Source organism: Cupriavidus sp. NPDC089707 (genome assembly GCF_044748965.1).
Lineage (GTDB): Bacteria > Pseudomonadota > Gammaproteobacteria > Burkholderiales > Burkholderiaceae > Cupriavidus.
Genome location: NZ_JBIVHB010000034.1, coordinates 20,874 through 45,468 on the forward strand (window position 1 = coordinate 20,874; position 24,595 = coordinate 45,468).

General features: G+C 67.0%; 22 protein-coding genes, 1 tRNA gene and 1 pseudogene. 9 read left to right on the top strand and 15 right to left on the bottom strand.

Annotated features, from left to right (window positions below):
- Nucleotides 1–4 precede the first annotated feature (4 nt).
- From ACIP1U_RS30405 to ACIP1U_RS30470, 14 genes are all read right to left on the bottom strand, one after another.
- Nucleotides 5–799, bottom strand: coding sequence for an ABC transporter ATP-binding protein (locus ACIP1U_RS30405; protein ID WP_342913340.1), 795 nt, complete (start codon nt 797–799; stop codon nt 5–7).
- A 1-nt stretch (nt 800) separates the two neighbouring features.
- A complete protein-coding gene (locus ACIP1U_RS30410; protein WP_029047685.1) occupies nt 801–1,697 on the bottom strand; it encodes an ABC transporter permease in 897 nt (298 codons plus the stop codon).
- A 169-nt stretch (nt 1,698–1,866) separates the two neighbouring features.
- The gene (locus ACIP1U_RS30415) at nt 1,867–2,844 is read right to left on the bottom strand and encodes an ABC transporter substrate-binding protein (RefSeq protein WP_400322964.1); all 978 of its coding nucleotides are present in this window, start codon (nt 2,842–2,844) and stop codon (nt 1,867–1,869) included.
- A 484-nt stretch (nt 2,845–3,328) separates the two neighbouring features.
- On the bottom strand, nt 3,329–4,363 hold the full coding sequence (locus tag ACIP1U_RS30420) for a quinone-dependent dihydroorotate dehydrogenase (RefSeq protein ID WP_400323006.1): 1,035 nt from the start codon (nt 4,361–4,363) through the stop codon (nt 3,329–3,331).
- 82 nt (nt 4,364–4,445) lie between these two features.
- Complete coding sequence (locus ACIP1U_RS30425; protein ID WP_400322967.1) at nt 4,446–5,243, bottom strand: arginyltransferase; 798 nt, start codon at nt 5,241–5,243, stop codon at nt 4,446–4,448.
- Between the two features lie 68 nt (nt 5,244–5,311).
- Complete coding sequence (gene aat, locus ACIP1U_RS30430; RefSeq protein ID WP_400322970.1) at nt 5,312–6,064, bottom strand: leucyl/phenylalanyl-tRNA--protein transferase; 753 nt, start codon at nt 6,062–6,064, stop codon at nt 5,312–5,314.
- A 40-nt stretch (nt 6,065–6,104) separates the two neighbouring features.
- Nucleotides 6,105–6,689 carry an NUDIX hydrolase gene (locus ACIP1U_RS30435; RefSeq protein WP_400322973.1) on the bottom strand — a complete coding sequence of 195 codons (585 nt, stop codon included), beginning with the start codon at nt 6,687–6,689 and terminating at the stop codon, nt 6,105–6,107.
- Between the two features lie 230 nt (nt 6,690–6,919).
- Nucleotides 6,920–6,996, bottom strand: a tRNA-Met gene (locus ACIP1U_RS30440).
- 121 nt (nt 6,997–7,117) lie between these two features.
- Nucleotides 7,118–7,870, bottom strand: a complete 753-nt coding sequence (locus ACIP1U_RS30445) for an RES family NAD+ phosphorylase (protein ID WP_400322976.1) — start codon at nt 7,868–7,870, stop codon at nt 7,118–7,120.
- The gene (locus tag ACIP1U_RS30450) at nt 7,830–8,219 is read right to left on the bottom strand and encodes an antitoxin Xre/MbcA/ParS toxin-binding domain-containing protein (protein ID WP_400322979.1); all 390 of its coding nucleotides are present in this window, start codon (nt 8,217–8,219) and stop codon (nt 7,830–7,832) included. Before ACIP1U_RS30450 ends, ACIP1U_RS30445 begins: the two co-directional genes overlap by 41 nt.
- A 138-nt stretch (nt 8,220–8,357) precedes the next feature.
- The gene (gene boxA / locus ACIP1U_RS30455; protein ID WP_400322982.1) at nt 8,358–9,596 is read right to left on the bottom strand and encodes a benzoyl-CoA 2,3-epoxidase subunit BoxA; all 1,239 of its coding nucleotides are present in this window, start codon (nt 9,594–9,596) and stop codon (nt 8,358–8,360) included.
- A 57-nt stretch (nt 9,597–9,653) separates the two neighbouring features.
- Nucleotides 9,654–11,078, bottom strand: coding sequence for a benzoyl-CoA 2,3-epoxidase subunit BoxB (boxB, locus tag ACIP1U_RS30460; protein WP_400322985.1), 1,425 nt, complete (start codon nt 11,076–11,078; stop codon nt 9,654–9,656).
- A gap of 39 nt (nt 11,079–11,117) precedes the next feature.
- Entirely contained in the window at nt 11,118–12,818 is a 1,701-nt protein-coding gene (gene boxC / locus ACIP1U_RS30465; protein ID WP_400322988.1) for a 2,3-epoxybenzoyl-CoA dihydrolase, read from the bottom strand.
- A gap of 126 nt (nt 12,819–12,944) precedes the next feature.
- Entirely contained in the window at nt 12,945–13,898 is a 954-nt protein-coding gene (locus ACIP1U_RS30470; RefSeq protein ID WP_400323009.1) for a helix-turn-helix transcriptional regulator, read from the bottom strand.
- Between the two features lie 308 nt (nt 13,899–14,206).
- On the opposite strand from ACIP1U_RS30470, the gene ACIP1U_RS30475 reads away from it, so the two are divergent.
- From ACIP1U_RS30475 to ACIP1U_RS30515, 9 genes are all read left to right on the top strand, one after another.
- On the top strand, nt 14,207–15,832 hold the full coding sequence (locus ACIP1U_RS30475; protein WP_400322990.1) for a benzoate-CoA ligase family protein: 1,626 nt from the start codon (nt 14,207–14,209) through the stop codon (nt 15,830–15,832).
- A gap of 25 nt (nt 15,833–15,857) precedes the next feature.
- Nucleotides 15,858–16,673: an alpha/beta fold hydrolase gene (locus ACIP1U_RS30480; protein ID WP_400323012.1), complete on the top strand. Its 816-nt coding sequence runs from the start codon at nt 15,858–15,860 to the stop codon at nt 16,671–16,673.
- A 122-nt stretch (nt 16,674–16,795) separates the two neighbouring features.
- Nucleotides 16,796–17,989 (top strand): ABC transporter substrate-binding protein, encoded by a 1,194-nt coding sequence (locus ACIP1U_RS30485; protein ID WP_400322992.1) that lies wholly within the window; start codon nt 16,796–16,798, stop codon nt 17,987–17,989.
- Nucleotides 17,990–18,188: 199 nt separating this feature from the next.
- Nucleotides 18,189–19,055, top strand: a complete 867-nt coding sequence (locus ACIP1U_RS30490) for a branched-chain amino acid ABC transporter permease (RefSeq protein WP_209757303.1) — start codon at nt 18,189–18,191, stop codon at nt 19,053–19,055.
- Between the two features lies 1 nt (nt 19,056).
- Entirely contained in the window at nt 19,057–20,169 is a 1,113-nt protein-coding gene (locus ACIP1U_RS30495; RefSeq protein ID WP_400322995.1) for a branched-chain amino acid ABC transporter permease, read from the top strand.
- Entirely contained in the window at nt 20,166–20,927 is a 762-nt protein-coding gene (locus ACIP1U_RS30500) for an ABC transporter ATP-binding protein (RefSeq protein WP_400322997.1), read from the top strand. The genes ACIP1U_RS30495 and ACIP1U_RS30500 overlap by 4 nt, the downstream gene beginning before the upstream one ends.
- Nucleotides 20,928–20,935: 8 nt before the next feature.
- Nucleotides 20,936–21,661 carry an ABC transporter ATP-binding protein gene (locus tag ACIP1U_RS30505; protein WP_400323000.1) on the top strand — a complete coding sequence of 242 codons (726 nt, stop codon included), beginning with the start codon at nt 20,936–20,938 and terminating at the stop codon, nt 21,659–21,661.
- A 317-nt stretch (nt 21,662–21,978) separates the two neighbouring features.
- Nucleotides 21,979–23,880 carry a potassium transporter Kup gene (locus ACIP1U_RS30510; RefSeq protein ID WP_400323002.1) on the top strand — a complete coding sequence of 634 codons (1,902 nt, stop codon included), beginning with the start codon at nt 21,979–21,981 and terminating at the stop codon, nt 23,878–23,880.
- 82 nt (nt 23,881–23,962) lie between these two features.
- On the top strand, nt 23,963–24,166 hold the full coding sequence (locus ACIP1U_RS30515; protein ID WP_400323015.1) for a hypothetical protein: 204 nt from the start codon (nt 23,963–23,965) through the stop codon (nt 24,164–24,166).
- Between the two features lie 33 nt (nt 24,167–24,199).
- Here the strand turns inward: ACIP1U_RS30515 and ACIP1U_RS30520 are convergent.
- Nucleotides 24,200–24,595, bottom strand: a pseudogene (locus tag ACIP1U_RS30520) (bifunctional UDP-4-keto-pentose/UDP-xylose synthase); the annotation flags it as partial.

Genomic DNA, 24,595 nt, shown 5'->3' on the forward strand with positions numbered 1-24,595 from the left:
GACATCACCCCAGCAACAGCGCATCGTCATCCAGCTGCTCATGCCGCGTCTGCTCGAACATCTTCAGCAGGTCCGGCACATCCAGTCCCTTGCGCTTGTCGCCCGACACATCCAGCACTACCTGCCCCTGGTGCAGCATCACCGTGCGCTGCCCATAGTCGAGTGCCTGGCGCATGCTGTGCGTCACCATCATCGTCGTCAGCTTGCTTTCCTCGACGATGCGCGCGGTCAGTTCCAGCACGAACGCGGCGGTCTTCGGGTCCAGCGCGGCGGTGTGCTCGTCCAGCAGCAGGATGCGCGACGGCTGCAACGAGGCCATCAGCAGGCTCACCGCCTGGCGCTGGCCGCCCGAGAGCAGGCCGATGCGGTCGGTCAGGCGGTTTTCCAGCCCCAGGTTCAGCAGCCGCAGCTTCTCGCGGAACAGTTCGCGCGAGGCGCGGTTCAGCGCCGGGCGAAAGCCGCGTCGGGCGCCGCGGGCCATTGCCAGCGCCATGTTCTCTTCAATGGTCAGCGCCTCGCAGGTGCCGGCCATCGGGTCCTGGAACACGCGCGCCACCAGGTGCGCGCGATCCCATGCCGGCTGGCGGGTGACGTCGGTGTCATCGATGGTGATGCGGCCCGAGTCGACCATCTGGTCGCCGCTGATCGCATTCAGGAAGGTCGACTTGCCGGCGCCGTTGGAGCCGATCACGGCGACGAACTGGCCGCTCGGGATTTCCAGCGTGAGGCCGCGCAGTGCGCGGGTCTCGATCGGGGTGCCCGGGTTGAAGGTGAGCTTCAGGTCTTGTGCGCGCAGCATCTCAGGCACCTCCGTTCTTGCGGGCAAACAGCTTCTTGCGCGTGGCCGGCAGCACCAGCGCGATCGTCACCAGCGCGGCTGTGACCAGGTTCAGGTCCTGCGCCTTCAGGCCAATGAAGTCGCTGTTCAACGCCAGCGCAATGAAGAAGCGGTACAGGATGGCGCCCAGCACCACGGCCAGCGTGGTCCAGATCAGGCGGCGTGCCGGCAGCACGGTCTCGCCGATGATCACCGCGGCCAGGCCGATCACGATGGTGCCGATGCCCATCGAGATATCCGAGCCGCCCTGGGTCTGCGCGAACAGCGCGCCGGCCAGTGCCACCAGCGCATTGGACAGCGCCATGCCGGCCAGCGTGGCGCGGCCGGTGGGAATGCCCTGCGCGCGGGCCATGCGCGGGTTGGCGCCGGTGGCGCGCATCGCCAGGCCCAGTTGCGAGCTGAAGAACCAGTCGAGGCCGAGCTTGGCGATCACCACCACGATGAACAGCACCAGCGGGCGCAGCACGTAGTCAGGCATCCACTCCGGCTGCAGGATGGTGAACAGGGTCGGCTCGGTGATCAGCGGCACGTTGGGGCGGCCCATGATGCGCAGGTTGACCGAGTACAGCGCAATCATCATCAGGATACTGGCGAGCAGGTCCATGATCTTGAGGCGCACGTTGAGCCAGCCGGTGATCCAGCCGGCCAGCGCGCCGGCGGCGATCGCGACCACGGTCGCCAGGAACGGATCCTGGCCGGCGGCGATCAGCGTCGCGGCAACGGCGCCGCCCAGCGGGAAGCTGCCGTCAACGGTCAGGTCGGGGAAATTGAGGATGCGGAAGGAAATCAGCACCCCGAGCGCCACCAGGCTGAAGATCAGGCCGATCTCCAGGGCGCCCAGAAGGGAGAAAAGGGACATGGGGGAATCCTGTTGCGGGGGCCGGCGGCTACCCTGGCGCCGGCTTGGGGGCGGGGCGGCAGGGCGGCCCGTGTGGAGCCGCCCGCCGCCTCGCCCGGTCTGCGCCTGCCGCGCCGGGTAGGCGCGCCAGGGCGCCGCCGTATTGCGACGGCGGCGGGCAGTGCCGTGATTACTTGATGACCGTCTTGGCTTCCTTGATCAGCTCCGGCGACAGCGTGGCGCCTTGCTTGGCGGCTGCGCCCGTGTTCACGAACAGCTCCAGGTTGTCGCTGGTCTGCGAAGCGATCGCGCCCGGCTTCTCGCCCTTGAGGATGCGCACCACGACCTTGCCGGTCTGGTGGCCCAGGTCGCCGTAGTTGATGCCCAGCGCGGCAACCGCGCCACGCTTGACGCTGTCGGTATCGGCGGCAACCAGGGGGATCTTCGATTCGTTGGCGACCTTGACCAGCGACTCATACGCCGACACCACGTTGTTGTCGGTGTTGGTGTAGATCACGTCGACCTTGCCGATCAGGCTCTTGGCGGCCGGGCCGATGTCCACGGTACGCGGCGCGGCGGCTTCCTTCAGCGTCAGGCCTTCCTTGGCCAGCAGTTCCTTCAGTTCCTTGACCACCACGACCGAGTTGGCCTCGCCCGGGTTGTAGACCATGCCCACGTTCTTGGCCTTGGGCACCACGCGCTTGATCAGGGCGACCTGCTTGTCCAGCGGCAGCTTGTCCGACACGCCGGTCACGTTGGTGCCCGACGGCGACCAGCTCTTGACCAGCTGCGCGGCGACCGGATCGGTCACGCCCGAGTACACCACCGGCACCGTCTTGGTCGCGGCGACCACGGCCTGGGCCGACGGGGTGGCGATGGCGACGATGGCGTTGGGGTTGTCGCCGACGAACTTGCGCGCGATCTGCGCGGCGGTGCCGGTGTTGCCCTGGGCGCTCTGGTATTCCCACTTCAGGCTCTTGTCGGCGTCATAGCCGGCGGCCTTCAGTTCGGCGCGCACGCCGTCGCGGATCGCGTCCAGCGCGGGATGGTCGACGATCGACAGCACCTTGACGGTCTGGGCTTGCACGGCACCGCCGTACACCAAGGCCAGCGCCACGGCGCCGCCCAGGATCGACTTGGTTGCTGCGAGACCCTTGATGGACTTCATTATCTGTTCTCCCCCGAATGCTCGGTTCTGGATGGATGCAGCCGCGGATGGTTCGGTCCGCTGTCCTGGCGCGTCCGCACGCTGGCGGACGGTGCCGGTCCGGGGCGTGCGCGGCGGCTTCCTGCGGCAAAAAGGGAGCGTGCGCGGGCGCGTCGGATGCGACAGCGATAAGCCTGCGAGGATACCACTTCTCGCGCACGAAATGCGTAGTCATCATGCCAAAGCGGGGCATCGAATGCTGTCAGACGCCCGCTATCGGCCATTCAGGCGCATATTATTGCGCGGGATTCGTGATTTCCTTGTGGATTACCCTGATTGCGGCGATCCCATCTTCATGCCATTGCGCGTCCCGGGCGTCGAGGTTTTCCTCGAGCTGGGCCCAGGGTGGTGGCGCCGATGATGGCGTTGGCCGCGAACCCGCGCTTGTAGCGCCAGGCCACGGGCAGGTTTCCATGGCGTTTCCGGTAGGGGCGATGGAGAAGGCTTAGCGACGCAAAGCCGCGGCGCAGTCGCGCACCAGTGCCGGGCCGCGGTAGATCAGCCCGCTGTAGACCTGCACCAGCTTCGCGCCGGCGTCGATCTTGGCGCGCGCATCGGCGCCGCTGAAGATGCCGCCCACGCCGATGATTGGCACTGCATCGCCGACCACGGCGTGCAGCGCGCGCACCACGCGCGTGGAGGCCTCGAACACCGGACGCCCCGACAGGCCGCCGGCCTCCTCGGCATGGGGCAGGCCCTTGACGGCGTCGCGCGAGATAGTGGTGTTGGTGGCGATCACGCCGTCGATCTTGTGGCGCACCAGCGCGTCGCCGATATTGCCGATCTGGTCGGCGTCGAGGTCCGGCGCGATCTTCAGCGCCAGCGGCACGTAGCGCTTGTGCTGGTCGGCCAGGCGCTGCTGCGCGTCCTTCAGCGTCGACAGCAGGCTGTCCAGTTCGCTGGCGCCTTGCAACTGGCGCAGGTTCTTGGTGTTGGGCGACGAGATATTGACCGTCACATAGCTGGCGTGCGGATAGACGCGCTCCAGGCAGTACAGGTAGTCGTCGTTGGCGCGCTCGATCGGCGTGTCGGCGTTCTTGCCGATGTTCAGCCCCAGCACGCCGCCCTCGGCCTTCCAGCGCGAGGCCTGTACGTTGGCGACAAAGGCATCGACGCCGCCGTTATTGAAGCCCATGCGGTTGATCAGCGCATCCGCCTGCGGCAGCCGGAACATGCGCGGGCGCGGGTTGCCCGGCTGCGCGCGCGGCGTGACCGTGCCCACCTCGATAAAGCCGAAACCGAACGCGGCCAGCCCATCGATATACGCGCCGTCCTTATCCAGCCCGGCGGCCAGCCCGACGGGGTTGGGGAAGCGCACGCCCATCACGGTGCGCGGATCGTCGGCGATCTTGTTGCCGAGGCAGCCGGCCAGGCCCATGCGGTGGGCGCGCAGCAGATTGTTCAGCGTGAAATGGTGGGCGTCCTCGGCATCCATCGAGAACAGGGCAGGGCGAAACAGGGGATAGAGCGCGTTGAGCACGGGGCAGCCGGCCGGCGGGGCCGTCACAGAGTGAATTCCAGCCCGGCATTGTAGCGGCTGGGCCGCTTGCCCGGAGGCGGGGCTACTGCTGCGCGGGAGGCGCGGGTGGTGCGTCGGGGTCTGCAGGCGCGGCGTCCTCTTCCTCGAAGGCGTGCCAGTGGTTGCCGGTCAGCACCTGCAGCGGCCGGAAGCGTGCCTTGTACGCCATCTTGCGGCTGTCTGCGATCCAGTATCCCAGGTACAGGTGCGGCAGGCCCAGCGCATGGGTCTGGCCGATCTGCCACAGGATGTTGTAGGTGCCGTAGCTGGCGTTGCGCTCAAGCGGGTCGTAGAAGGTGTAGACCGACGACAGCCCGTCGTCCAGCACGTCGATCATGCTGACCATGCGCAGCCGGCCCGCCTCTGGCGATCCCGGCGGCTCGCGGAACTCCACCAGGCGCGAATTGACGCGGCTTTGCAGCAGGAACTGCTCGTACTGGTCGCGGCTGTCCTGGTCCATGCCGCCGCCGGCGTGGCGCATCGACTGGTACAGCAGGTACAGCGAATAATGCTCTTCGACGTAGGTAAGCGGCGCCACCAGCGCCTGCAGGTGCTGATGCCGGCGCCAGGCGCGGCGCTGCGAGCGGTCGGGCGTGAACTGGTCGACCAGCACGCGGCACGGCGTGCAGGCGTGGCAATCGTCGCAATATGGCCGGTAGGTGAAGATGCCGCTGCGCCGGAAACCGGCGCGCACCAGCCGCGAATAGACGTCGGCGTTGATCAGGTGCGCGGGCGTGGCGACCTGCGAGCGCGCCATGCGGCCTTCCAGATAGCTGCAAGCGTAGGGCGCCGTGGCGTAGAACTGCAGCGCAGAGAGCGGTAGTTCCTTCAGCTTGCTCATGGCTCTGGGGGCTCCGGGCGGGACGATGCGGGCGGACGGTGGGCGAAGGCGGGCGTCCTTCCCAAAATTTAGCCGGCTGGCGCGGCTGGCGTCCCGGCCCAGCACTCCAGCACCGATTTATCGAACCGCCACGGATGGATCGCGGGCTGCGCCGCCGCGGCGCGCACATGTGCCACGAACTGCGCGCGAGGAATCGGGCGGGCGCCCAATGAGGCAAGGTGGTCGGTCTCTTGCTGGCAGTCTATCATCGCCACGCCGTGATTGCCGAGGAAGGCGCACAGCGCCGCCAGTGCGATCTTGGAGGCGTCGGTGCGGTGCGCGAACATGGACTCGCCGAAGAACATCCGGCCCAGCGCCACACCGTATAAACCGCCAACGCGTTCGCCGCGATACCAGCTCTCCACCGAATGCGCCAGGCCGTTGCGATGCAGCGAGCCGTAGGCGGCGATGATGTCGTTGGTGATCCAGGTGCCGTCCTGTCCGTCGCGCGGCGTCATGGCGCAGGCGCGCATCACCGCCAGGAAATCGTCGTCGACGCGGATTTCCCAGTCAGCATCGCGCAGCACGCGGCGCAGCGTTTTGCGCAGCGTCGCCGACACGCGCAATGCGTGGGGCGCCAGCACCATGCGGGGGTCGGTGCTCCACCACAGCACCGGCTGGCCGCTGGAATACCAGGGAAAGATGCCTTGCCGGTACGCCAGCAGGAGGCGTTGGGGCGACAGGTCGCGGCTCGCCGCGAGCAGGCCCGGCGCGTCCGAGTCGGGCCCGAGCGCCTCGTCCACCGGCGGAAACGGGTCGTGCGGGTCCAGCCAGGCGATCATGCGGGCCGTGCCGGGAGTTGCGCGCGCGTCGGCCGGGCGCTCAGGGCGTGACCGTGGCCCGGCTGGTCAGCGGGCGCATGGGTTTGTCGATATCCAGGCTATGCAGCCGGAAGCTGCCGTCCTGCAGCCGGCCGGCGGCGCGGTCGGCAAAGAAGCAGCGCAGCGTGTGGATCACGGTCGGGAACGCCAGTTCGTCCCACGGCACGTCGGCTTCTTCCACCAGTTTGACCTCCAGGCTTTCCTCGCCCGGCGCGATGTCCAGGTCGTCCAGCTTGGCCAGGTAGAAGAGGTGGACCTGGTGCACGTGCGGCACGTTGAGGATCGAGAACAGCTCGCCCACCTGCACGCGCGCGCCGGCCTCTTCCAGCGTCTCGCGCGCGGCGGCCTGCGCGGTGGTCTCGCCGATTTCCATGAAGCCGGCGGGCAGGGTCCAGAAGCCATAGCGCGGCTCGATCGCGCGCTTGCAAATCAGGATCTTGTCTTCCCAGACCGGAATCGTTCCCACGACATTGCGCGGGTTGACGTAGTGGATGGTGCCGCAGCTGTCGCAGACACTGCGCGGGCGGTTGTCGCCGTCAGGCACACGCAACACGACCGCATGGCCACAGTTCGAGCAGAATTTCATGAGGGGCGTCCGGGAGGAATGGCGAAAGTGTATCACCCTCGCGCAGGGCGCCGCGGCGGGTCGGCAGGGCAGTGGGGTGCGGTCGGTTGCATGCCGCACCGATGATGCCATCGGCGTTTGCGCGGAGTCCGCGCGAAGCGGTGCGACCAAAACAAAAAACCCGCCAGTGGCGGGTTTGTCTGTCGAACGGATCGGATGACTTTCACTGTCCAACCGCATCATCAAGCGGTTGGTTGCGGGGGCAGGATTTGAACCTGCGACCTTCGGGTTATGAGCCCGACGAGCTGCCAGACTGCTCCACCCCGCGTCCGTCGAAGAAAAGATTATAAGGCACTTGGTTGCGCATTGCAACACCTGATTGGAATATCATCAGGCGCGGCGAAAACCCGCGTGCCATAAGGATTAGATCGCCGCGAGCGCGAACAGGTTCAGCCCTCGCTCGGACTATCGTTTGTGCGCTGCCACAGCGTGGCGGCGAACTCAAAGCTGTCGCGCTGTTGCAGGTCGTCGCGCTGCCAGATCACGCGGTCGCGGCGCACGGTCAGCATCCAGGTGGTGGTCGCCAGCGGCTGCGGGTGGGCGAACGCGCGCGGCGTCAGCACGGCGCCGCACAGGCCGTGGAGCGGGTCGCGTACCGAGGTGTAACGGATCATGCCGAGACCGGCTTCGCGCGCGACGCGGCCGAAGGCCTGGCAGGGTTCGTGTTGGTCGGGGTCGGTCCAGGCGTCGCGGTCGCGGTCGAAGGGCGGAGTGTCGAGCGCCACGCCGTCGGTGGCGATGCGCACTTCGAACAGCGTCTGCGCGCGGGCGTCGATGCGTGGCAGTGCCGGGCTGTCGTTGAGAAAGCGCCAGCGCCAGTAGCCCAGCTCCGCGCAGGCGGTGCGGATCTCTGCGGCGCCGTAGAACACGCCGGGATCCTGGGCAGCGCGGAAGCGCGAACCCCAGGGGGACGGGGGATAGCGAAAGGGGGTGAACAGCAGGTAGTGCAGGTGGCGTGCCTCGACCGGCACGGCGGGTTTGCCGGCATCGAGCACGGCTTCCAGCACAGCCTGTTCTTCGAGGCTGTCGACCAGCGGCATGGTGGAGACAACGTGCTGGGCTTCCACCGCCCGCCACAGCGTGAGCGCGAACTGCCGGCGCTCAGATGCGACCGCGGGTGGCGTCCAGGTAGTGAACGACACGGACCAGACCTTCCGTTGTGCGGATCATTTCGATGGGCTTGCCGCCCAGTGCCAGGTTTTCATGCGTCAGCCACAGTCGCGCCTGGTCGCCATGGCCGAGGATTGCGTCCAGCGAGCGGAACAGGCGTACAAACAGAACGCCGAATTCCCACTCCTTGCGGTGGGTATCGAGCACATAGCCGCCGGAGGCCATGCGCGATACCGAGGCCGTGCTGATGCCGAGCACACTCGCTACCACGGCCTGGCTGATGCCGAGAAAGCCGGCGGCGCGCATTACCGCCTTGGTCAGCGTGGTGCCGGGGTCGGGGCCGCCGGCGGGGTCTGTTTCCGGGATCCGCCTGGATTGCATCGCCTTGCTCCTGTTTCTTGAGAAAGATTATAGGCGAACGATTTCAGAAGGGAAGTGTTTGACGCAAAAAGGCTCCGACCCGCCGGGTTTTGGCGGCCGGTATCGGTTAGACAGGCGTGCAGACTAATAGGTCTCGGCCTAATACGTTTCGATATGCAGCCGGCCCTCGGCTTTCATGGCGGCTGCCAGTTCCGGCCAGCTGCGGCCGGCACTGGCGCAGACCGCGTCGAAGGCGGCCAGCACGCCTTCCTCCATCCCTTTCAGTCCGCAGATGTAGACATGGCCGTTCGGGTCAGCGAGCAGGGTGGCCGCGGCATCGGCGGCCTCGCGGATCGCGTCCTGCACATAGCGACGCGGCGCATCGGGATCGCGCGAAAAGGCGAAATGGATGTCCAGGAAATCCCTGGGCAGTTTGAGCAGCGGCCCAAAGTAGGGCAGCTCGTTGGCATTGCGCGCGCCGAAAAACAGCATCCGGCGCCCGCTGAAGTGCGCCAGGTTGCGGCGCATGCGCTCGGTCATGGCGCGCATCGGTGCGGAGCCGGTGCCGGTGCAGATCATCATCACGCTGGCTTCGGCGTGGTTTGGCATCAGGAAGGTGGTGCCGAACGGGCCCACCACCTGCACGGTATCGCCCTTGGCCAGGTCGCACAGGTAGCTGGACGCCACGCCGCGCACCTGCCGGCCGTCGTGGTCCTGGTCGACCCGCTTCACCGTCAGCGCGAGGTTGTTGTAGCCGGGGCGCTCGCCGTCGCGCGGGCTGGCCACCGAGTACATGCGGATGTAGTGCGGCTTGCCGGCGGCGTCAGTGCCCGGTGGCACGATGCCGATCGACTGGCCTTCCAGGATCGGGAAGAAGTGGGTGCCGAAGTCCAGCACGATATGGTGGATGTCGCTGGACGCGTCGTCGGCGGTGAGCCGGTAGTTGCCGGCCACCGTCGCGGCGACCGGCGCTCGCACGCCGTGCAGGTTCACGTACGGGTGCGCCGCCGACCATGGCGCGCGCTGCGAGGTATGGCGGCTGGCTTCGACCGCCTGGATGCTGGCGTCAGGCGCGGCCGTGGCCGGCGCCGCGGCCGCGGTACTTTCGATCGCGCTGTCCAGGTCCGGCAACGGCACCTCGGCCGGCAGTTCGTCCCACCGTAGCTGCGCCTCGATGGTATAGGCGTCGCCGCGCAACATGGTGCGCCAGTTGTCGATGGCGCCGGTCGGGCACGGCGACAGGCAGGCATTGCAGCCGTTGCAGACATCGGCCTTGACCACGTAGTTGCGGTCGTCGTGGGTAATGGCATCGATCGGGCAGGTGTCTTCGCAAGTATTGCAGCGGATGCAGATTTCGGGGTCAATCAGGTGCTGCTTGATGATGTCGGGGGCGCCCATCGCTTATCTCCGATTCTCCGGCTTGTCCGGTATCTCCTTGCCGGCTTTTAGCCTGGCTCAGTTGAAACGCACGTACTCGAAATCCATCGGCTGGCGGTTGATGCCCACCGCCGGCGGCGCGATCCAGTTGGCGTACTTGCCGGGCTCGACCACGCGGCCCATCAGGCTGGCAACAAAGGCGCGGTCCTCGTCCGTGGCGAGCCACTTGCGCTCGTTGGCCTTCCACTCGGCCTCCGAGATCAGCTCGCCCTGCGGCGACACATGCACGTTGGCGAGCGTGCCGATCTTGCGGTTGAAGGCCTTGTGCGGCACGGTCAGGCGGAAGGGGATGCCGGCTTTCTCGATCACCTTGTTCCAGCGCGCCACGCCGCCCATGCTGTCCTTGATGTAGTCGTCGCGCAGCACTTCGTTGAGCGCATTGAGCATCGGCACCTCGCGCTCGCCCAGGCGGCCGTCGCGCACTTCGAGCACACGGTAGGCGTCGCCCTTGAGCACATGGTCGTCGGCGCGCTTGCCTTCCTCGAAACGGCCCTTCAGGCCGGCGCTGTAGAAAGTGGCCGCGTTGGACGACTGATCCGCGCCAAAGAGGTCGATGGTCACGCTGTAGTGGAAGTTCAGGTAGCGCTGGATTGTCTCCAGGTCGATCACGCCGGCGGCGCGCACCTGTTCCGGATCCTCGATGCCGCGTTCGCGCATGACCTCGCAGGTGCGCTGGATCACGCGTGAAACGCCCGACTCGCCGACGAACATATGGTGCGCTTCCTCGGTCAGCATGAAGCGCGTGGTGCGCGCGAGCGGATCGAAGCCCGACTCGGCCAGCGCGCACAGCTGGAACTTGCCGTCGCGATCGGTGAAGTAGGTGAACATGAAGAACGACAGCCAGTCAGGCGTGCGTTCGTTGAAGGCACCGAGGATGCGCGGATTGTCCTGGTCGCCGGAGCGGCGATCCAACAGCGCCTCGGCTTCTTCGCGGCCGTCGCGGCCGAAGTAGCGGTGCAGCAGGTAGACCATGGCCCACAGGTGGCGGCCTTCTTCGACGTTGACCTGGAACAGGTTGCGCAGGTCGTACAGGCTGGGCGCGGTCAGGCCCAGGTGCCGCTGCTGCTCGACCGATGCCGGCTCGGTGTCGCCCTGGGTGACGATGATGCGGCGCAGGTTGGCGCGGTGTTCGCCGGGCACGTCCTGCCACGCGGCTTCGCCCTTGTGCTCGCCGAAATGGATCTTGCGCTCCGGGTCGGCCGGCTGCAGGAAGATGCCCCAGCGGTAGTCGGGCATCTTGACGTGCTCGAAGTGTGCCCAGCCCGACGGGTCCACCGACACCGCGGTGCGCAGGTAGACGTCGAAGTTGTGCGAGCCATCCGGCCCCATGTCGCGCCACCAGTCGAGGAAGGCGGGCTGCCAGTGCTCGAGCGCGCGTTGCAGCGCGCGGTCGTCGGACAGGTTGACGTTGTTGGGGATCTTCTGGCTGTAGTCGATGCTCACGGTCTCTCCTCGTTGTACTCGCTTGGCGCGGGCAGGGCGCTACACGCGGTCCCAGTCGAAGCGCGCCTTGTTGCCGGTGCCGAACACCTTCAGCGCGCCGTTCTCGCCGACGGCGTTGGGCCGCTGGAAGATCCAGTTCTGCCACGCGGTCAGGCGGCCGAAAATGCGCGTTGCCATGTTCTCGGCGCCGCCGAAGCGCAGGTTGGCTTCCATGCCGGTGAGTGCGTCGGGCGACAGGCTGGCGCGCTCTTCCAGTGCAATGCGGATTTCGTCTTCCCAGTCGATATCGTCGGGCGCCGCGGTGATCAGGCCGAGCGAGTCGGCGCTGAGCGCGTCGAGCGGCGCGCCGATGTGCTCACGCACCGCGGTCAGTGCGGTTTCGTCGCCATAGAAGCGCGCGGCCAGCCGGTCTTGCCCGTTCGGCATCGGGTAGCGGCCGAAGTTGACCGCCGACACGAAGATGCGCGGCGCGTCGTCAGGCGCGTCGGGCAGGTGCAGCATGTAGCTGCGGTCGGCCGCCAGCGCCAGTTCCAGCAGCGTGCCGGCGAAACAGGAGTCCTGCTCGATCAGCGCGATCAGGCTGCGCGACGACACGTCCAGCCGCGCCAGCGTACGGCGCAGCATGCCGATGGTCTCGCGCACGAACCAGTGGCCGGCATTGGCTTCCAGCAGCGCATCGGCTGACAGCACCTGCGCCGGGTCGCCATCGGTCTTCAGCACCCAGATGCCGATGTCGAGGTGGTTGGTGCGCAGCGTCAGGATGGCATCGTCGAGCTCGCGCGCCATCTTCAGCGGCCACCATTGCGCGCCGGCCGCGACCACGCCGGCGAGGTCGGCGGGCTGGTGCTTGTCGGGGCCGAATACGGTAAGGGTGGCCTTGCGTGCCGCGGGATCGATGTGCACGCGCACGGTCTCGTAGCGGTAGCCGTCGGGCTCGACCGTGCGCGACAGCGGTGTCAGGGTGATGCCGTGGTGGCCCTGCGGGCGATCGCTGGTGGCGGCCAGTGCCGCGGCGCGCTCGGCGACGTATTCGGCGAAGCGCGCCGGCTTGACCACTTCATCGACCAGTTTCCAGTCCCTGGCGCGCTGGCCGCGCACGCCCTCGGTGGTGGTGCAGAAGATATCCGCATGGTCGCGACGGACCTTGCGCTTGTCGGTCACCCGGGTCAGCCCGCCGGTGCCGGGCAGCACGCCGAGCAGCGGCACTTCGGGCAGGCTGACCGCGGAAGAGCGATCGTCGACCAGCACGATCTCGTCGCAGGCCAGTGCCAGTTCGTAGCCACCGCCGGCGGTGGTGCCATTGCAGGCGGCGATGAACTTCAGCCCGGAGTGCTCGCTGGCATCCTCGATGGCGTTGCGGGTCTCGTTGGTGAACTTGCAGAAGTTGACCTTCCACGCGTGCGACGACTGGCCCAGCATGAAGATATTGGCGCCGGAGCAGAAGATGCGCTCGCGCGCGCTGGTCAGCACGACGGAGCGCACTTCGGGATGCTCGAAGCGGATGCGCTGCAGTGCGTCGTGCAGTTCGATATCGACGCCGAGGTCGTAGGAGTTCAGCTTGAGCGCGTAGCCGGGGCGCAGGCCGGCTTCCTCGTCGACGTCCATCGCCAGCGTGGCGACGGGGCCGTTGAAACTGAGCTTCCAGTGGCAGTACTGGTCCGGATGGCGCTCGAACGTGACGGGAACGGGGGCTTCTGCCTGGGCGGCAGGCTGAAGTGGGGCGGTTGCCGGCGCGGACATGGCTGTCTCCTTGATGCACTATAGTGCCTTGCGGCTTTTGATGAAATATAGTGCAGCGAAGGGCGCGGCGCAATGCCTGATTGCCCCGCGCGCGGAATGCGGCGGGGCCGGAGAGGCGGAAGCGGGTCAGGCGCCGGCGGCTTGCAGTTGCGCGCGCAGCTGTTGCAGCGAGGTCGCGGCATCCAGGCCGCTGGTGTCGATCGAGATATCGGCGCGGGCGTAAAGCGGCGTGCGCGCCTGCAGGATGCGGCGCAGGTCGGCCATGGCCTCGCGGTTGCCTTCCATCGGGCGCATGTCGCCCTGGGCCACCACGCGCGCCATGTGCTCTTCCGGCGAGGTGCGCACCCAGATGGTGTAGCACTGAGCCAGCAGCAGGTTGAACGTGCCCGGCTCCGACACCAGGCTGCCCGGTGTGGCGAGCACCATGCGCTCGTTCTCGCGCAGCGTGCGCTCCAGCGCACGCATCTCGTAGCGGCGGTAGGCGGCCTGGCCGTACAGCGAATGGATTTCGGACAGGCTGGCGCCGGCTTCCTGTTCGATCACGGTGTTCAGTTCGACAAAGGGCACGTCGCGCGCGGCCGCCAGCGCGCGGCCCAGGGTGGACTTGCCGGCGCCGCGCAAGCCGATCAGCGCGATGCGGCGGTGGCGCGCGTCACCGGATTCTTCAGGCGCCAGCGCATGGCGGCATGCTTCGCGCACGCGCGCGAGGTCCGAGGTCGGCAATTGCGCCAGCCATTGCACCATCTGCGCGAACTCCGTGGCCTGCTGGCCGTTGAGGCCGTCCACCTCGGCCAGCACCACCGGCAGCGGCACGTCCAGCGCGCCGGCCACCTGGCGCAGCAGCAGCACCGAGGCATTGCCGGTGCCGGTTTCAAGGTTGGCGAGGTAGCGCTCGGACACGCCGGCACCGCGCGCCAGGTCCTTGCGCGACATGCCGCGCGAGGCGCGCAGCGAGCGGATGCGGTCGCCCAGTTGTGTCAGGTAGGGGTCGCGCTCGCCGTTGGCGGCCGGCGCGGACGCTTCGCGCGCGGGGCGGGCGTCGGAATCGATGGCAGGCAGCGGGGCTGGGTCGCGGCGCATGGGGTCGAGGGTCATGTTGGCCGGGCGGCGCCTGGGCCGCCTGGCAGAAAAGCAAGGGCGCATTATACGAGCAGGGTCGCCGCGTCCTGTGGTGCTTCGGGCTCCCCGCACAGCAACTATCCGCAAGCTGCTGTCTTATAGTGCATCCCCTTGCTTGCATAATAGTTGATATGAAATAAAATGCATCGCAAAGCGGATGCCGGCACGCAACGTGATCCGGACAGCGCGATAACAGCGACTGGCCTGGCGCCTGGCGCGCAGCTACCGGTCCTGGCGGCGCGCGGCATGCAACACCAAGGAGTGGAGACATGACGCCCCCCAATACTGCCGCGACTGCCGCGACTGCCGGCACCGTCGCGGTGCTGCCGCCGCGCTACAACGCCGCCGAAGACCTGCTTTCGCGCAACCTCGATGCAGGACGGGGCGACAAGGTCGCCTATGTCGACGACGCCACTTCGCTGACCTACGCCGGACTCGATACCCGTGCCCGCCGCTTTGCCGGCGCGCTGCGCGATGCGGGGTTCCGGCAGGAAGAGCGGCTGCTGCTATGCGCGCTCGATACCGTCGACTTCCCCACGGTGTTTCTCGGCTGCTTGCTGGCGGGGGTGGTGCCGGTAGCGGTCAATACGCTGCTGACCGCGGACGACTATGGCTACATGCTCGCGCACAGCGGCGCCCGCGCGGTGGTGGTATCCACGCCGCTGTTGCCGGTGATGCAGGCAGCGATCGACAAGAGCGGTCTGTCACCGATGGTGATTCAGGCCGCCCCGCACGGCGATGCGGCGCCGGCATGCAGCGTGGGCGCGATGCTGGCCCGCACCCGGTCGTCCGCGCCGGTCGCGCGCACCGGCCCCGATGACATGGCGTTCTGGCTCTATTCGTCGGGCTCGACCGGCCGCCCCAAGGGCACGGTGCACACCCACGGCAACCTGTTCCACACCGCCGACCTCTATGCCCGCCAGGTGCTTGGTATTCGCGAGAACGATGTCGTGTTCTCGGCCGCCAAGCTGTTTTTTGCCTACGGGCTGGGCAATGCGCTGACCTTCCCGATGTCGGTCGGCGCGACCACTGTGCTGATGGCCGAACGGCCCACGCCGACGGCAGTGTTCCACCGCTTGCGAGAGCAGCGGCCCACGGTATTCTGCGGCGTGCCGACACTGTTCGCGGGCATGCTCGCCGCGCCCGACCTGCCCGCGCGCGACGAAGTGGCGCTGCGCGTGTGCACCTCCGCCGGCGAGGCGTTGCCGCGCGATATCGGCGAGCGTTTCCTGGCGCATTTCGGCTGCGACATCCTGGATGGCATCGGCTCTACGGAGATGCTGCATATCTTCCTGTCGAACCGGCCCGGCGAGGTGCGCTACGGCACCACGGGCATGGCCGTCCCAGGCTACGAACTGAAGCTGCTGGACGAGCGCGGCGAAGCGTGCGCGCCTGGCGAGATCGGCGACCTCTACATCAAGGGGCCGAGCGCGGCGCTGATGTACTGGTGCAATCGCGACAAGACCCGCGACACCTTCGTCGGCGAATGGACGCGCAGCGGCGACAAGTACCTGCGCGATGCCGACGGCTACTACACCTATGCCGGGCGCAGCGACGACATGCTCAAGGTCGGCGGCATCTACGTCTCGCCGTTCGAGGTCGAAGCCGCGCTGGCGCTGCACCCGGCCGTGCTGGAAGCCGCGGTGATCGGCGTGGCCGATGCCGACGAACTGGTCAAGCCCAAGGCCTTCGTCGTGATGCGGCCGGGCCAGCATTGGCATGACGGCATGGCCACGGAGCTGCAGGCGTTCATCAAGTCGCGGCTGGCACCGTACAAGTACCCGCGCCAGATCGAATGCGTGCCGGAACTGCCCAGGACCGCCACCGGCAAGATCCAGCGGTTCCGGCTGCGCCAGCGCGAAGCCGCGCGCCAGTCCCAGACAACGCCTTCCTGAAGCGATGCAAGAAAACAAGATGCCGATGACGACGAGCCTGGTGGAAATCCACTTCGACGAACGCCCTATCCAGATCGAGTACCAGTGGCTGCGCCCCGAGCGCACGCAGCGTCCGCTGGTGGTCTTCTTGCACGAAGGCCTGGGCTCGGTCAGCATGTGGCGAGATTTCCCGCGCCATTTCTGCGAGGCCGGCGACTATCGCGGGCTGGTGTTCTCACGCTACGGGTACGGCCGTTCCACGCCGCGCCCGCATGCCGAGAAATGGCGCCCCGACTTCATGCACCGCCAGGCGCGCGAGGCGTTGCCGGCATTGTTCGACGCGCTCGATATCGGCCCCGGCCGCACGCATGGCGTGCCCTGGCTGCTGGGCCACAGCGATGGCGGATCCATCGCGCTGATCTATGCCGCCAGCTTCCCGCAGGCGCTGGAAGGCATCACCGTGCTGGCGCCGCATATCCTGGTGGAAGACCTGTCGGTCAGCAGCATTGCCGCCACGCGTCAGGTCTATCTCGACACCGACCTGCGCCTGCGGCTGGGGCGCCATCACGACGACGTCGATTCCGCTTTCTGGGGCTGGAACGATATCTGGCTCGACCCGGCCTTCCGCCAGTGGGACTTGCGTCCGCTGCTGTCCGGGCTGAAGGGCCCGGTGCTGGCGGTGCAGGGCGAAGACGACGAGTACGGCACCATGGCGCAGATCGAGGGTATCCATCGATATGCCCCACAAACCACCTTGCTTAAACTCGCGCGATGCGGGCACTCGCCACACCGCGACCAGCCCGAGGCGTTGACGCAGGCCGCGGTTCGGCATATAAACACACATACTTCATACCTAAAATAATTGGGCTTCCCGCCCGCTCCGCAGGGTCCGCGGCGCAGCATGCGCCGTCGCAGGCCACGGCAGCAGGCAGGGGGACCGGCAACGGTCCAGCGAGCCGCCGGCTTGACCACCAGGAGACATTCATGCGCCGCTTCACACCGCGCAGGCTCGCGCCTGCCTGCCTTGCCGTCGCCACCGTGTTTGCCATGGCCAGCGCCTCGGCCCAGCCCGCCCAGCCCGCGCCAGGCGGCAAGATCAAGGTCGGCTTCATGCTGCCGTACACCGGCACCTACGCGGCGCTTGGCACCGCCATCGAGAACGGCTTCCGCATGTATGTGCAGCAGCAGGGCGGCAAGCTCGGCGGGCGCGAGATCGAGTACTTCAAGGTCGACGATGAATCCGACCCCGCCAAGGCCCCGGAAAACGCCACCAAGCTGGTCAAGCGCGACCAGGTCGACGTGGTGGTCGGCACGGTGCATTCGGGCGTGCAGATGGGCATCGTCAAGGTCGCCAAGGAAAACAACACGCTGCTGATCATCCCCAACGCCGGCGTCGACGAAGCCACCGGTCCGCTGTGCGGCCCGAACATCTTCCGCACGTCGTTCTCGAACTGGCAGCCGGGCTATGCAATGGGCCAGGTGCTGGCCGAGCGCGGGCTGAAGAAGGTGGTGACGCTGACGTGGAAGTACGCGGCCGGCGAACAGTCGGTCAAGGGCTTCAAGGAAGCCTTCGAGGCCAAGGGCGGCAAGGTGGTGAAGGAACTGAGCCTGCCGTTCCCCAACGTCGAATTCCAGGCGCTGATCACCGAGGTGGCTTCGCTCAAGCCGGATGCCGTGTTCGTGTTCTTTGCCGGCGGCGGCGCGGTCAAGTTCGTCAAGGACTGGGCCGGGGCAGGACTGAAGGACAAGATTCCGCTGTACGGCTCGGGCTTCCTGACCGACGGCACGCTGGAAGCGCAGGGCAATGCCGCGCAGGGGCTGGAGACCACGCTGCACTATGCCGACGGACTGTCCAATGCGCGCGACAAGAACTTCCGGCTGGATTACGCCAAGACCTTCAAGCTGCAGCCCGACGTCTACGCGGTGCAGGGCTATGACGCGGCACAGCTGCTCGCGGCCGGTGCCAGTGCGGTCAAGGGCGACATGACGCGCAAGGCCGACCTGTACAAGGCCATGGGCGCTGCGAAGATCGACAGCCCGCGCGGTGCCTTTACGCTGTCGAAGGCGCACAACCCGGTGCAGGATTTCTACCTGCGCAAGGTGGACGGGCGCGAGAACAAGGTCAGCTCGGTGGCGGTGAAGGCGCTGGCTGATCCGGCGCGCGGGTGCAGGCTGTAGAACTTTTCATTCCCGCGTGTTGCTCCCCTCTGCCGCCTGCGGGAGAGGGGCCGGGGGAGAGGGCAGGAGTCTCCACGAAGCGAAGGCCTTCGCATCCAGCCAGCGCCGGCCCTCTCCCCCAACCCCTCTCCCGCGCGCGGGAGAGGGGAGCTTGCCACCGGCATGCGTGGCGTTTCCGGTTTCTTGATGTATTGCCCGCATGGACATCGTCTCCTTCCTCATCCAGTGCCTGAACAGCGTGCAGTACGGCCTGCTGCTGTTCCTGGTCGCCAGCGGCCTGACGCTGATCTTCGGCATCATGGGCGTGATCAACCTGGCGCACGGCAGCTTCTACATGCTGGGCGCGTACCTTGCCTTTACGCTCGCCGGGCTGACCGGCAACCTGTTCATTGCCATCCCGCTCGGCATCGTGCTGGCGGTGGTGTTCGGCTACGTGCTCGAGTGGGCCTTCTTCAGCTACCTGTACGAGCGCGACCACCTGCAGCAGGTGCTGATGACCTACGGGTTGATCCTGGTGTTCGAAGAACTGCGCAGCATCCTGGTCGGCGACGATGTGCACGGCGTGCAGGTGCCGGCGCTGCTCGACGGTGCGCTGCCGATCGGCAACGACATGACCTACCCGGTGTACCGGCTCTTTATCTCGGCTGTGTGCCTCGCGGTGGCCGGGGCCATGTACTACGTGATCCGGCGTACGCGGCTGGGCATGATGATCCGCGCCGGCGCGACCAACCGCGAGATGGTGCAATCGCTCGGCATCAACATCACCGTGCTGTACCGCTTCGTGTTCGCGCTGGGCGTGGCGCTGGCAGTCCTGGCGGGGATGATCTCGGCGCCGGTGTCGTCGGTGTATCCGGGCATGGGCGGGCAGGTGCTGATCGTGTGCTTCGTGGTGGTGGTGATCGGCGGTATCGGCTCGGTCAAGGGCGCGCTGGTGGCGTCGCTGCTGCTGGGCTTCGTCGATACCTTTGGCAAGGTGTTCTGGCAGGAGGCGGCCGGCGTGCTGATCTACCTGCTGATGGCGGTGATCCTGCTGTGGAAGCCGCAGGGGTTGTTCAAGGCGGGATGACATGAATCCGACGACATTGCCGGCGCGCCGGCATTCCCGCGGCCATGCCGCACTGCTTGCCGCGCTGGGCTGGCTGGTGGCCTTCGCCGTGCTGGCCGTGCTGCCGCTGTTGCTGACCGCGGACAGCCACAAGTTCTATATCGAGCTGCTCAGCAAGGTGATGATCATGGCGATCTTCGCGCTGTCGCTGCAGCTGCTGATCGGCTATACCGGGCTGGTGAGCCTGGGGCATGCCGCGTACTTCGCCATGGCGGCCTACGCCACCGCGATGCTCGCGCCGCAATCCGGTCCGGGCAACGGCTGGCTGCTGCTGGCCGGCGCCCTGGCCGCCTCGGCAGGGCTGGCGCTGGTGGTGGGCGCGCTGGTGCTGCGCACGCGCGGCGTGTATTTCATCATGGTGACGCTGGCCTTCGCGCAGATGGTGTACTTCGTCTTCCATGACACCAAGGTCGCCGGCGGCAGCGACGGCACCTATATCTATTTCCGCCCGGAATTCCCGCTGCCGGGCGAGCAGTTGCTGACCGTCACCGACCCCACGCACTTCTACTGGCTGGTCTGGACGGGCCTGATGGCCACGGTCGCGTTGCTGGCGCTGGTGCTCCGCTCGCGCTTCGGCCATGCGCTGGTGGGTATCCGCCATAACGAGCAGCGCATGCGCGCCGCCGGCTACGGCACCTATCGCTACCAGCTTGGCGCATTTGTCGCCGGCGGGGTGCTGGCGGGGCTCGCCGGCTTCCTCTATGCCATCCAGTTCGGCTTCGTCAATCCGGAGATTGCGTCGTGGCACCAGTCGGGCAACGCCATGCTGATGGTGATCCTGGGCGGTGTCGGCAGCCTGGCCGGGGCGGTGCTGGGGGCGTTTTCGTTCGTGCTGCTGGCCGAATGGTTCAGTACGCTGACCAAGCACTGGCAACTGGTGATGGGCGGCTTCATCATCGTTGCCGTCGCGCTGCTGCCGCGGGGGCTGGTCAGCCTGCCCGCGGTGCTGCGGCACGGGCGCCGCGGCAAGACCGGGCGCCATAACGGAGGGCACGGAACCGAAGCTGGCGAGGCCGCTGAAGGCAACGCGCGCAACAACGCCCGCAACAACACCAGCAATACGGAGGCCGCATGAATACGCCGGTACTGCAGGCGCAGCAGCTCACGCGCCGCTTTGGCGGTCTCACCGCCGTGGCCGGCGTGGACCTGTCGCTGGCGCTGCACGAGATCCATGCCGTGATCGGCACCAACGGCGCAGGCAAGTCCACGCTGATCAACATGCTGTCGTGCGAGCTGCCGCCGACGTCCGGGCGCCTGTTCCTGAAGGGCGAGGAGGTTACCGGCTGGTCGCAGCCGCGGCTGGCGCGGCACGGCGTGGGGCGCAGCTACCAGCGCAACAACATCTTCCTGCCGCTGACCGTGCGCGAGAACTGCCGGCTGGCGGCGCAGTCGCGTGCGCAGCGTGCCTGGCGCCTGTGGGAAAGCGCGCAGGGTTGCCGCACCAGCGCCACGCTGGCCGACGAGGCCATGGAGCGCGCCGGCCTGGCGCCGCTGGCGGACCGGCTCGCCAGCGACCTGGCCCACGGCCAGAAGCGCCAGCTCGAAGTGGCGATGTGCCTGGCCACGCAACCGGTGGCGCTGCTGCTCGATGAGCCGCTCGCCGGCATGGGGGCGGAAGAATCGGCGCGCATGCTGGGGCTGCTGCGCGGCCTGCGCGAGGGCCATGCCATCCTGCTGGTCGAACATGACATGGACGCGGTGTTCTCGGTCGCTGACCGCATCACCGTGATGGTCAACGGGGCGGTGATCGCCACCGGCGCGCCCGAGGCGATCCGGGCCAACCGCGAAGTCCAGCTCGCCTACCTGGGCGAGGAAGAAAGCGAGGCCGCATGAGTACGCCCATGAGCATGCCCATTGGCACGCCGATGATCGAAGCTACCGGCATCAACGCCTGGTACGGTTCCAGCCATGTGCTGCGCGGTATCGATTTCACTGTCGGCGTGGGCGAGACCGTGGGCCTGCTGGGGCGCAACGGCATGGGCAAGAGCACGCTGTTGCGCACGCTGCTGGGACACGTGCGCCAGCGCCAGGGGGAGATCCGCGTGGCCGGCCGCGATATGTCGCGTGCGCAGCCGTACGAGGTGGCGCGCCTTGGCGTCGCCTACGTGCCGGAAGGGCGGGGCATCTTCCCCAGCCTGTCGGTGCGTGAAAACCTGCTGATGGCCGCCCGCAAGGGCTGCAACGGCCGCAACGACTGGGATGAGGCGCGCGTGCTCGACCTGTTCCCGCGCCTGAAGGAGCGCCTGTCGCACGGCGGCCAGCAGTTGTCTGGCGGCGAGCAGCAGATGCTGTCGATCGGCCGCGCGCTGATGACCAATCCCGACTGCCTGGTGCTGGATGAAGCCACCGAAGGGCTGGCCCCGCGCATCGTGCGCGAGATCTGGGAGGTCATCGCCACGGTGCGCGCCACCGGGATCGCTTCGGTGGTGGTCGACCGCAACTTCCGCTTCGTGCTGGCGCACGCCGACCGCGCCGTGGTGCTGGAAAAGGGCCGGGTGGTGCTAGCCGGTCCAGCGGCCGACCTGGCTGGCAAGCCCGAGGCGCTGGACCGCTACCTCGGCGTTTAAGCCGTCGTGAGTGCTGCATAGCGCATAAATGTTGCCGGCCCGCAACGACCCTTGCAGGCGCAAGGACATGCAGTTTTGCTTACCCGGCCTTGACCACAGGCCACTTCCCTCCCATGCTTGCTGAGTCACGAAAACGGCATCCGAATCATCCGGAGTGGTCGTTGGCGGGCAGTTCATCTAGAATTGCGCGGGTTTGTGCAATGCAATAGAACGCTAAAAGCGCCGTAAAACGGTCGCAGCAGTCCGTGCCCATGCGCCGGGTGGCGACTGCCAGAGCCAACCAAACCGCCGGCGAGCCGGTGGGCAGACCCAATCTCATGACTACCCAGTCCACAACCAGCCATTATTTCGTCGAGAGTCCCAGCACTCGCGCCCTGGTGCTCGGCGCGGTCGGCGTCGTCTTCGGCGACATCGGCACCAGCCCGCTGTACGCGCTCAAGGAGTGTTTCAGCAAGGAGCACGGCATCGCCTTCAGCCCCGACGCCGTGCTCGGCGTCATCTCGATGCTGTTCTGGGCCATGATCATCGTGGTCTCGGTCAAGTACGTCGTGTTCATCATGCGTGCCGACAACGACGGCGAGGGCGGGGTCCTGGCGCTGATGGCGCTGGTGCTGCGCACCGTGGCGCAGCGCTCGGGCAAGGCCAAGATCCTGATGATGCTGGGCATCTTCGGCGCCTGCATGTTCTATGGCGATGCGGTCATCACGCCGGCGATCTCGGTGCTGTCGGCCGTGGAAGGACTGGAGATCGCCGCGCCGCAGTTGTCGCAGTTCGTGATACCGATCACGCTGGCCATCCTGGCCGGGCTGTTCCTTATCCAGAGGCATGGCACCCACACGGTGGGCAAGCTGTTCGGGCCGATCATGACGGCCTGGTTCCTGACGCTGGGCGCGCTGGGCGTGTTCAACCTGGTCCAGGCGCCGGAAATCCTGAAGGCGGTCAATCCGCTGTATGGCATCACCTTCCTGGTCGAGCATGCGCTGCAGGCCTTTATCGTGCTGGGCTCGGTGTTCCTGGTGCTGACCGGGGCCGAGGCGCTGTACGTCGACATGGGCCATTTCGGCGCGCGCCCGATCCGCATGGGCTGGTTCATCCTGGTGATGCCGTGCCTGATGCTGAACTACTTCGGGCAGGGCGCGATGTTGCTGCACAACCCGGCCGGCGCCGAGAACCCGTTCTACCTGATGGTGCCGGAGCCGCTGCTGATCCCGATGGTGCTGCTGGCCACCTGCGCCACGGTGATCGCCTCGCAGGCGGTTATCTCCGGCGCCTTCTCGCTGACCAGCCAGGCGATCCAGCTGGGCTTCGTGCCGCGCATGCGCGTGCGCTACACCTCGGCCGCGGAGATCGGCCAGATCTACCTGCCGGTGGTCAACTGGCTGCTGCTGGTGCTGGTGATCGGCGTGGTGATCTCGTTCAAGAAGTCCGAGAACCTGGCGGCGGCCTACGGCATCGCCGTGACCACGACCATGGTTATCACCAGCATCCTTGCGGCGGTGTGCATGCGCAATGTGTGGAAGTGGAACACGGCGCTGGTAGTGCTGGTCGGCGCGGCCTTCCTGCTGGTCGACCTGTCGTTCTTTGCCGCCAACCTGCTCAAGATTGCCGAAGGCGGCTGGTTCCCGCTGCTGCTGGGCAGCATGGCCTTCTTCATGCTGATGACGTGGTACAGCGGCCGCAAGCTGCTGCGCGCGCGCAGCCTGGAAGACGGCATCCCGCTGGAGCCGTTCATCGCCGGCCTGCTGGCGCACCCGCCGCACCGCGTCGAGGGCACCGCGGTGTTCCTGACCGGTAATACCGAGTCGGTGCCGGTGTCGCTGCTGCACAACCTCAAGCACAACCGCGTGCTGCACGAGCGCGTGGTGTTCATGCACTTTGTCACGCGCGACGTGCCGTATGTCGACGACGATCACCGCCTCAGCTGCAAGGACCTGGGCGGCGGCGTCTTTATCCTGAAGTCGGAATACGGCTTCAAGGAAACGCCGGACGTGCAGAAGGTGCTGGATCTGGCCGACCGCAAGCTCGGCATGCATTTCGAGCTGATGGAGACCTCGTTCTTCATCGCGCGCGAATCGGTGATCCCGTCCAAGCTGCCGGGCATGCCGATGTGGCGCGAGAGCTTGTTCGCCTGGATGCATCAGAACGGCGCCAAGCCGTCAGACTTCTTCCAGATCCCGGCCAACCGGGTGGTGGAGCTGGGTACGAAGGTCGAGATCTGACGCGGGCGGGCCTGGAGCCTGCCGCTGCAAGCCCCGGGAGGGCGCCGCAAGGCGTGTCCCGGGGCTTTTTGTTTCACGCGGCTTGCCGCGACGTGCGCTGCCGCCATGGCTGCGACGCAAGCTGCGCCAGCGCATCGCGCCCACCGGCGCGGTGCTGCTGCGCCCGCCCGGACCTGTGCGAGTGCGCAGCCACATCACCAGCAGCTTCACCAAGCCGGAAGTGGAGAACCGCGCGCAGGCCATCGTGCTGGCGCGCAAGGCCGGGTTCGACCGCGCGGACGCTTAGGGCGCGCTCGGGGCCCTTGCCGCTTGCCTGTGCCTACGACTGGTTCACCAGCGTGCGCGCGTCGGATACGTGCCCGCGATACGCCTCGAAGATGCGGCGCAGCGACTGCTCCATGCTGAGCTCGGGCTTCCAGCCAAGCTCTTCGATGGTGTTGTCGATCTTCGGCACGCGGTGCTGCACGTCCTGGTAGCCCTTGCCGTAGAAGTCGCCCGACGAGGTTTCGATGATCTGCGTCTTGCGCGCCTCCTCGGCGTACTCGGGATAGTCGCCCGCCATCTTCAGCATCATCTCGGCCAGCTCGCGCACCGAATGGATATTGGCCGGGTTGCCGATATTGAAGATCTTGCCGCTGGCGATGCCGTCGGGGTTCTCGATGATGCGCATCAGCGCGCTGATGCCGTCGGAGATATCGGCAAACGCACGCTGCTG

Excerpts from the sequence above, each read along its gene's own strand:
- boxA (WP_400322982.1), bottom strand. The coding sequence starts at position 9,596 with ATGGGCGCCCCCGACATCATCAAGCAGCACCTGATTGACCCCGAAATC.
- aat (WP_400322970.1), bottom strand. The coding sequence starts at position 6,064 with ATGATCGCCTGGCTGGACCCGCACGACCCGTTTCCGCCGGTGGACGAG.
- ACIP1U_RS30450 (WP_400322979.1), bottom strand. The coding sequence starts at position 8,219 with ATGCAATCCAGGCGGATCCCGGAAACAGACCCCGCCGGCGGCCCCGAC.
- ACIP1U_RS30425 (WP_400322967.1), bottom strand. The coding sequence starts at position 5,243 with ATGAGCAAGCTGAAGGAACTACCGCTCTCTGCGCTGCAGTTCTACGCC.
- ACIP1U_RS30505 (WP_400323000.1), top strand. The coding sequence starts at position 20,936 with ATGAGCATGCCCATTGGCACGCCGATGATCGAAGCTACCGGCATCAAC.
- ACIP1U_RS30480 (WP_400323012.1), top strand. The coding sequence starts at position 15,858 with ATGACGACGAGCCTGGTGGAAATCCACTTCGACGAACGCCCTATCCAG.
- ACIP1U_RS30510 (WP_400323002.1), top strand. The coding sequence starts at position 21,979 with ATGACTACCCAGTCCACAACCAGCCATTATTTCGTCGAGAGTCCCAGC.
- ACIP1U_RS30490 (WP_209757303.1), top strand. The coding sequence starts at position 18,189 with ATGGACATCGTCTCCTTCCTCATCCAGTGCCTGAACAGCGTGCAGTAC.
- ACIP1U_RS30495 (WP_400322995.1), top strand. The coding sequence starts at position 19,057 with ATGAATCCGACGACATTGCCGGCGCGCCGGCATTCCCGCGGCCATGCC.
- ACIP1U_RS30475 (WP_400322990.1), top strand. The coding sequence starts at position 14,207 with ATGACGCCCCCCAATACTGCCGCGACTGCCGCGACTGCCGGCACCGTC.
- ACIP1U_RS30410 (WP_029047685.1), bottom strand. The coding sequence starts at position 1,697 with ATGTCCCTTTTCTCCCTTCTGGGCGCCCTGGAGATCGGCCTGATCTTC.
- ACIP1U_RS30405 (WP_342913340.1), bottom strand. The coding sequence starts at position 799 with ATGCTGCGCGCACAAGACCTGAAGCTCACCTTCAACCCGGGCACCCCG.
- ACIP1U_RS30485 (WP_400322992.1), top strand. The coding sequence starts at position 16,796 with ATGCGCCGCTTCACACCGCGCAGGCTCGCGCCTGCCTGCCTTGCCGTC.
- ACIP1U_RS30470 (WP_400323009.1), bottom strand. The coding sequence starts at position 13,898 with ATGCGCCGCGACCCAGCCCCGCTGCCTGCCATCGATTCCGACGCCCGC.
- ACIP1U_RS30435 (WP_400322973.1), bottom strand. The coding sequence starts at position 6,689 with ATGAAATTCTGCTCGAACTGTGGCCATGCGGTCGTGTTGCGTGTGCCT.
- ACIP1U_RS30415 (WP_400322964.1), bottom strand. The coding sequence starts at position 2,844 with ATGAAGTCCATCAAGGGTCTCGCAGCAACCAAGTCGATCCTGGGCGGC.
- boxC (WP_400322988.1), bottom strand. The coding sequence starts at position 12,818 with ATGTCCGCGCCGGCAACCGCCCCACTTCAGCCTGCCGCCCAGGCAGAA.
- ACIP1U_RS30500 (WP_400322997.1), top strand. The coding sequence starts at position 20,166 with ATGAATACGCCGGTACTGCAGGCGCAGCAGCTCACGCGCCGCTTTGGC.